The organism is Paracoccus everestensis (assembly GCF_021491915.1).
In the GTDB taxonomy this organism is placed as follows: Bacteria; Pseudomonadota; Alphaproteobacteria; order Rhodobacterales; family Rhodobacteraceae; genus Paracoccus; species Paracoccus everestensis.
Window position 1 is genome coordinate 273,695 of the sequence record NZ_CP090836.1, and the last position, 6,306, is coordinate 280,000.

General features: G+C 66.3%; 7 protein-coding genes (1 of these 7 running past the window's edge). 3 read left to right on the top strand and 4 right to left on the bottom strand.

The genetic code is table 11. From position 1 onward, the window contains the following. Window positions 1-37: 37 nt before the first annotated feature. The 4 genes from LZ585_RS01340 to LZ585_RS01355 are packed head-to-tail and all read right to left on the bottom strand — an operon-like array spanning window position 38 to window position 3,740. Complete coding sequence (locus tag LZ585_RS01340; RefSeq protein ID WP_234854684.1) at window positions 38-931, bottom strand: esterase-like activity of phytase family protein; 894 nt, start codon at window positions 929-931, stop codon at window positions 38-40. Further along, the gene (gene mepA, locus LZ585_RS01345) at window positions 904-1,767 is read right to left on the bottom strand and encodes a penicillin-insensitive murein endopeptidase (RefSeq protein ID WP_234854686.1); all 864 of its coding nucleotides are present in this window, start codon (window positions 1,765-1,767) and stop codon (window positions 904-906) included. Before mepA ends, LZ585_RS01340 begins: the two co-directional genes overlap by 28 nt. Then, window positions 1,764-3,164: an MFS transporter gene (locus LZ585_RS01350; RefSeq protein WP_390625108.1), complete on the bottom strand. Its 1,401-nt coding sequence runs from the start codon at window positions 3,162-3,164 to the stop codon at window positions 1,764-1,766. Before LZ585_RS01350 ends, mepA begins: the two co-directional genes overlap by 4 nt. A 15-nt stretch (window positions 3,165-3,179) precedes the next feature. Then, a complete protein-coding gene (locus tag LZ585_RS01355) occupies window positions 3,180-3,740 on the bottom strand; it encodes an acyl-CoA thioesterase (protein ID WP_234854689.1) in 561 nt (186 codons plus the stop codon). A gap of 140 nt (window positions 3,741-3,880) precedes the next feature. Between LZ585_RS01355 and LZ585_RS01360 the strand changes: the two genes are divergently transcribed. The 3 genes from LZ585_RS01360 to msrP all read left to right on the top strand — a co-directional run. Next, window positions 3,881-4,174, top strand: a complete 294-nt coding sequence (locus LZ585_RS01360) for a YggT family protein (RefSeq protein WP_234855709.1) — start codon at window positions 3,881-3,883, stop codon at window positions 4,172-4,174. After that, window positions 4,174-6,204, top strand: coding sequence for a DNA helicase RecQ (recQ, locus tag LZ585_RS01365; protein WP_234854690.1), 2,031 nt, complete (start codon window positions 4,174-4,176; stop codon window positions 6,202-6,204). The genes LZ585_RS01360 and recQ overlap by 1 nt, the downstream gene beginning before the upstream one ends. A gap of 88 nt (window positions 6,205-6,292) precedes the next feature. Next, a protein-coding gene (gene msrP / locus LZ585_RS01370) for a protein-methionine-sulfoxide reductase catalytic subunit MsrP (RefSeq protein ID WP_234854691.1) crosses the window boundary here: on the top strand, window positions 6,293-6,306 show its start. It continues 883 nt past the right edge of the window; 14 of the gene's 897 nt are visible here — the first part of the coding sequence; it begins with the start codon at window positions 6,293-6,295; its stop codon lies beyond the right edge, outside the window.

Consider the following 6,306-nt stretch of genomic DNA (forward strand, 5'->3'; position numbering starts at 1 on the left):
GGACAGCGCGCGCTTTAGGCGGCAGGCCGGGGCCTTGTCAATCGCGCAGCCGGTATTCCACCAACTCGGTGCGCTGCACGAACAGGAAATTGTCGTCCGAGATCATGGTCAGCCGGATGCCCTGTCCGTCGTGCCAGACCGCCAGCCCTTCTAAGTTGTCGTATTGCAGGGCGCGCGTGGTCAGCAGGATTTCCTCGTTCACCGGGCCGTCGTCGGTCAGTTGCATCCGACGCACGCGCGACGCGAACCCCAGGATCCCCTGGAAATCGCGTTCCAGAAGATAGAACCAGCCGTCCGGGCCGAAATCGGCGCCGACGGCCAGCCAGCGGGGATCGCGCCTGATCTCTCCGGTCTGGCCCCACTGGTTGTCGCGAAAGGTGACGATCGGGAAGGGCTGGTCCTCGGACTCCGATCGCTCGGGCACGGCATGAACAGTGCCATCGCGGATCGCGATGGCCTCAAGCCCGGAATTGAGGTTCATCCAGGGCTGCTTCGGAGGCAGGCGCCGGGAAAGCGGCGCGGCGTCGGGGTTTTCGTAAAGCGAGATGCGGTTCAGCCCTTCGAAGCTGATCCAGATGCGGCCGTCTTCGCCGATGGCCAATCCTTCGCTGTCGCCGTGATAGCCGGGCTTCAGCGGACGGCCCTTCCTATCCTTCAGATGCGCGCGTCCGGCGATGTTCATGCCACGGATCATGCCCTGGTTGTCGCGTTCGATGCTGCCCCAGTAAAGATGCGCCCGGTCGGTCAGGGCATGAAAGCTGCTGCCGTCGGCATTCAGCTCGATCCCGGAAAAGCCGCCGAAGCTGTCATCGCTGTCGTGCCAGACAAAGGTGCCGACATATTCCAGCGATGCGGCCGGCGCAGGGACGCCGGCCGCGATCAGCAGCAGCGATAGCAACCCCCCTAGGGCGCGCCGGCGACGGTTCGGCATTCGCGGGGCATTTCGCTCAGCCGGAAGGTCCGGGGATGGCGATAGTTCGGGTCGGGGGGCGTGGGCTTGACGCGGCTGGGGTCGATGCGGTTCTTGATCCATTCTGCGGCCTCGGCGCAGCCGTCGCCTGCGGGCGGCGGATCCTGGCGGTCGCAGATCGACCCGCGCGGGCAGGACAGGCGGACGTGGAAGTGATAGTTGTGATCGTTGATGGGGCGCACCTTGCGCAGCCAACTGCGGTCGCCGCGCTCCATCTGGCACATGGCCACCTTGGCGACGGGATCGACCAGGATGCGTTCCACGCGTGGGTCGCGCGCAGCGGCGCGCATGATGGCCATGTGCCCGCCGTTCCACGCATTCGTCAGGCCCACGCCCCGCCGGTCGGTGATCGAGACCGAGGACAGGCTTTCGCGCTGCTGGGGCGACAGGTTCAGCGAGGACGGCGGCAGCATCCAGATATCGGCGTCCAGGCCCAGCTGGTGGCTGGCGTGGCCCGAGGTCATCGGCCCGCCGCGCGGCTGGCTCATGTCGCCGATATAGAGGCCGCGCCAGCCCGCCTGTTGTGCGGCTTGCGACAAGCCCATCAGGAAATTCACCAGATCGGGATGGCCCCAGTTGCGGTTCCTGGACAGGCGCATCGCCTGCCAGCTTGGCCCGCTTTCGGGCAGCTGGACAAAGCCCTGACCGCAGCCCTTGGAATAAAAGCCGATGGATACGGCGGGACCTTGGCTTGCTGTTGGGAAGCCGCCGAAAACATCCTTGGCCAGGGGGTCGGCGGATGCGGGCATCGCCAGTCCAGCCAGAATGGCTGCGGCGGCCAGGAACTTGCGGATCACTGCTCGACCTCTCCTTCGGGTTTGACCCAGACTAGCAGAACCAGCGACAGGATAAACAGCCCGATCAGGGGGGAAATGCCCAGCCGCTGGTTCCCGCTGATGTCGGTGACAAGGGCGATCAGCAGGGGGGCCAGAAAGGCGGTGGCCTTGCCGGACAGGGCGTAGAGGCCGAATCCTTCGGTCGCGCGGGCTTCGGTGGTGTGGCGGACCATCAAGGTGCGGCTGGCGGCCTGCAGCGCGCCGCCCGCCCCGCCGATCAGCGCGCCGCACAGGAAGAACACCAGATCCGGTACGAAGAATCGCCCGAAAACCGGATTGGTCGGCACGGACAGACCGAACAGGGTCTGGCGGTCCATGCCGACCACCACGACGCAGACGGCGGTCAGGACCAGGATCGTCGCGATGATCACGGGCTTTGGTCCCCAGGCCCGGTCGGCGCGACCGCCCGCCCAGCTGACGATGGCCGCGGAAATGGCGCTGACCACGCCAAAGACGCCTGCCAGGAACACCGGCCAGCCCAGCACCGTCCCCGCATAAACGCCGCCGAATCCGTAAAGCGCATTCAGCGCGTCGCGTGACAGCATGGACGACGCCAGCCAGGCGGCCAGGCTGCGGCGGTGGCGCAGGCTGCGGATCAGCGCCCACAGATCGCCCAAAGCCGCGCGGATGCGGATGGGCTGACTTGGCCCGCGCGGCTCGCGCACCCACAAAAAAAAGGGGATCATGAAAAGGGCATACCAGATCGCCACCAAGGGGCCGACAAAGCGGGTGCCCTCGCGGGCCGCCGGATCCAGCCCGAACAGCGGATCCAGCCCGATCAGGGTCTTGCCATCGGGCGTTTCCTGAAACAGCGCCAGCATCACCGCCAGAGAGACGACCCCGCCCAGATATCCAAAGGCATAGCCTGAACCGGACAGGCGGCCGATTTCATCCCGTGGCGCCAGGCCCGGCAGCAGGGCGTTGGTAAAGATCGTCGCGAACTCGACCCCGATCAGGCCGATGCCGAACAACGCCACCGCCTGCACCAATGCGGGCTGCTGGGGCATCAGGAACCACAGCCCGGCGGACCCGACCACATAAAGGACCGAGAAGAACCAGATCCACGGCATCCGCCGCCCCGAGGTGTCGGCAATGGCACCCAGGATCGGCGCGCAAAGGGCGATGATGATGCCGGTGATTGACAGACCATATCCCCACAAGGCCTGGGCCTGCGCGCCCGCCAGCCTCAGGTCGCCACTGACGTGCAGGAAATGGCGCTGCGCGACCTCGGCGAAATAGACCGAGAAGATGAAGGTCAGCAGAAGCGTATGAAAAGGCTGGCTTGCCCAGTCGAAGAACCACCAGCCCCAGATCCGTTTGCGGTCCATCCGCCCCCCAAGCGCGCCGTTCGCGGCCATAAGGCCCATGGGGCGTCAGGCTGGCAAGTGGGCTTTTGCGTCAGGGGCAAGCTGGGGCGGCCAGGGGCGCAGCGCGTCTGCCTGCGACCAGGCGGCGATCCAGTCCGGCAGGGGCGGGCTGTCCGGCGCGGCGCCCAGGGCTGCCATCACCTGCGCCGGGGGAACGATCCCGCCTGCCGATGTGATGGCCGACCGGATCAGCACCTGGTTGCAGCACTCGGTTCCCTTCCACATCGACTGGTCCATGTAGATGAAGCGGTGATCCCAGCCCACGACGCGAGAGATCATGGTGAAGCGTTCAAAGGCCCGGATGCGGCGGCGATAGCGGACCGAACTGCCCGCGATGGTGATGCCCCATTTGCGGTCTCGCAGGATCGGGATCAGCCCGCTGCGCTGCGCCATGGGGATGCGGCCCAGGTCGAACAGGGTCAGGGTGCGCCCGTTGTTCAGTTCGATCCACGGATCAAGATCCCAGGGCCAGCAGACATGGGTCGAGACATGCGTCCCCGTTACCGCCAGCCGCGGGGCATTGCGGAACTTGATCATCTCCTTGGCGAAGCGGAACAGGGGATACATCGCGGATCCTTCGGGTTGCCTGGACTTGTGGCGTGGCCCCGACCCACGCGATCGTCAACGGGGGACGCTGCGGCAACTTGCTTGCGAAGCCCTGCCCGCATCCCCATAACAAGCCCGAACGCGAAGAACCGAGAGGCATGATGGGAACGCTTTACGAGGCCTTGCAACTGATCCTGCAAGTGGTGTGGTTCGTGATGATCGTCCATATCATCATGTCCTGGCTGATCAATTTCCAGGTCCTGAACCTGCGCCAGCCGCTTGTCGCGCAGCTGTGGGACGGACTGAACCGTCTGCTGGAACCCCTCTATCGTCCGATCCGCAATGTCTTGCCAAACACCGGCGGGCTGGATCTGGCGCCCCTGGTCCTGTTCATCATCATCATCATCCTGCAACGCGCCCTGGCAAACAACGCGGGCTTTTTCTACGGGATGTGATGCCAACCGACCTGCTGCGAGAGGTCTGGGGCTTCGACGGTTTCCGCCCCGGTCAGCAAGAGATCGTCGAGGCGGTGGCCGCAGGCCGCAACGTGCTGGCGATCATGCCCACGGGCGGCGGCAAGTCATTGTGCTTTCAACTTCCTGCGCTGATGCGCGACGGGGTGACGGTTGTCATCTCGCCCCTGATCGCCCTGATGCGCGACCAGGTCCGCGCGCTGCGCGAGGCGGGCGTGGCGGCGGGCGCCCTGACCAGCGGCAACACCGATGAGGAAACGGACGCCGTTTTTCAGGCCTTGTCGCGGGGTGAACTGAAGCTCCTCTATATGGCACCGGAACGCCTTGCCTCGGGCGGGACGCTGACCTTGCTGCGGCGCGCGGGTGTCACAGCGATCGCGGTCGATGAGGCGCATTGCGTCAGCCAATGGGGCCACGACTTCCGCCCCGATTATCTGCGTATTGGCGACCTGAAGCGCGCCCTCGATGTGCCGCTGGCGGCCTTTACCGCGACCGCGGACGTGGAAACGCGGGCCGAGATCGTCACGCGCCTGTTCGAGGGCAAGGAACCCGTCACCTTCCTGCGCGGCTTCGACCGCCCGAACTTGCGCCTGGCCTTCCAGCCCAAGGACAGTCCGCGCAAGCAGGTGATGGCCTTTGTCGCCGCGCGGCGCGGCCAGTCGGGCATCATCTATTGCGCCAGCCGTGCGCGGACCGAGACCCTGGCCGATGCCCTGGCCCAGGCGGGCCATGCGGCCGTGGCCTATCATGCAGGGCTTGAAGCAGAGGTGCGGCGCCGGGTCGAGGCGCGGTTCCAGCGGGAAGACGGGCTGATCGTGGTCGCCACCATTGCCTTTGGCATGGGCATCGACAAGCCCGACATCCGCTGGGTTCTGCACGCCGACCTGCCCAAGACCATCGAGGGCTATTACCAGGAAATCGGCCGTGCGGGCCGCGACGGTGATCCGGCCGATACGCTGACACTTTACGGTCCCGACGACATCCGGTTGCGCCGTACCCAGATCGACGAAGGGCTGGCCGATCCCGCCCGCAAATCCGCCGACCACGCCCGGCTGAACGCGCTTCTGGGCCTAGCCGAGGCGACCGGCTGCCGCCGCCGCAAGCTGCTGGCCTATTTCGGCGAGGATCTGGCCGAGGATTGCGGAAACTGCGACCTGTGCCAGACGCCGCCAAAGCTGTTCGACGCGACGCAGGCGGTGCGCAAGGCGCTGTCGGCCATCGTGCGCACCGGCGAATGGTTTGGCGCCACGCATCTGATTGACATCCTAACCGGCACTGTCACCGAAAAGGTCCGCGAACGCGGGCATGACAGCCTGCCGACCTTTGGCGTGGGCCGCGAACACGGGCGCGCGCAATGGCAGGCGATCTTCCGGCAGATGATGGGCCGCGACCTGTGCCGCCCCGATCCCGAACGCCACGGCGCCCTGCACCTGACCGAGGCCGCCCATCCCGTCCTGCGCGGCGAGGAAAGCGTGACCCTGCGCCATGACACCACGGCCAGCAAGCCCGCCACCGTCCTGCGCACCCAGGTCAGCGAGGAGGACGAGCCGCTGCTGTCCGCGCTGAAGGCCAAGCGCCGCGCCTTGGCCGAGGCCGCGCGCGTCCCCGCCTATGTCATCTTTCCCGACCGCACCCTGATCGAGATGGCCGAGAAGCGCCCCGGGACGCTGGACCAGATGGCCCAGGTCGGCGGCGTGGGCGCCAAGAAGCTGGAAAGCTATGGCCGCGATTTCCTGTCGGTGATCGCGGGCGAGGTGCCCGAGATGCACCCGATGCGCCGCAAGCTGGCGGGCCGCCCGGAAGGCGCGCTGTTCGACCGGCTGGTCGCGGTGCAGGCCGATCTGCTGCGCGGCCCGGACGGCACGGAAAAGCCGCTGTCCTGTTCCACCGCCCAGATCCGCCGCATCGCCGAAGCCCGTCCCGGCGACGAAGCGGGGCTGGCCCGGCACCTGGACCAGGCGCGGCTTGACCGCTTTGGCGCAGCCTTCCTGCGTGAAATCGCAGCGGCTTGATTGAATTGTCAGTGTAAAGTGAACGTGATGCCCTGCCCGGGGCGTTTCTGCGTCAGTATCTTGATGCGGCATCCTCTGGGAGAGAGTCATGAAACTTCGCTG

What these genes read in the sequence shown, in the direction of transcription:
- LZ585_RS01340 (WP_234854684.1), bottom strand. Translation starts at nt 931, where the DNA reads ATGCCGAACCGTCGCCGGCGCGCCCTAGGGGGGTTGCTATCGCTGCTG.
- LZ585_RS01350 (WP_390625108.1), bottom strand. Translation starts at nt 3,164, where the DNA reads ATGGCCGCGAACGGCGCGCTTGGGGGGCGGATGGACCGCAAACGGATC.
- LZ585_RS01355 (WP_234854689.1), bottom strand. Translation starts at nt 3,740, where the DNA reads ATGTATCCCCTGTTCCGCTTCGCCAAGGAGATGATCAAGTTCCGCAAT.
- LZ585_RS01360 (WP_234855709.1), top strand. Translation starts at nt 3,881, where the DNA reads ATGGGAACGCTTTACGAGGCCTTGCAACTGATCCTGCAAGTGGTGTGG.
- recQ (WP_234854690.1), top strand. Translation starts at nt 4,174, where the DNA reads ATGCCAACCGACCTGCTGCGAGAGGTCTGGGGCTTCGACGGTTTCCGC.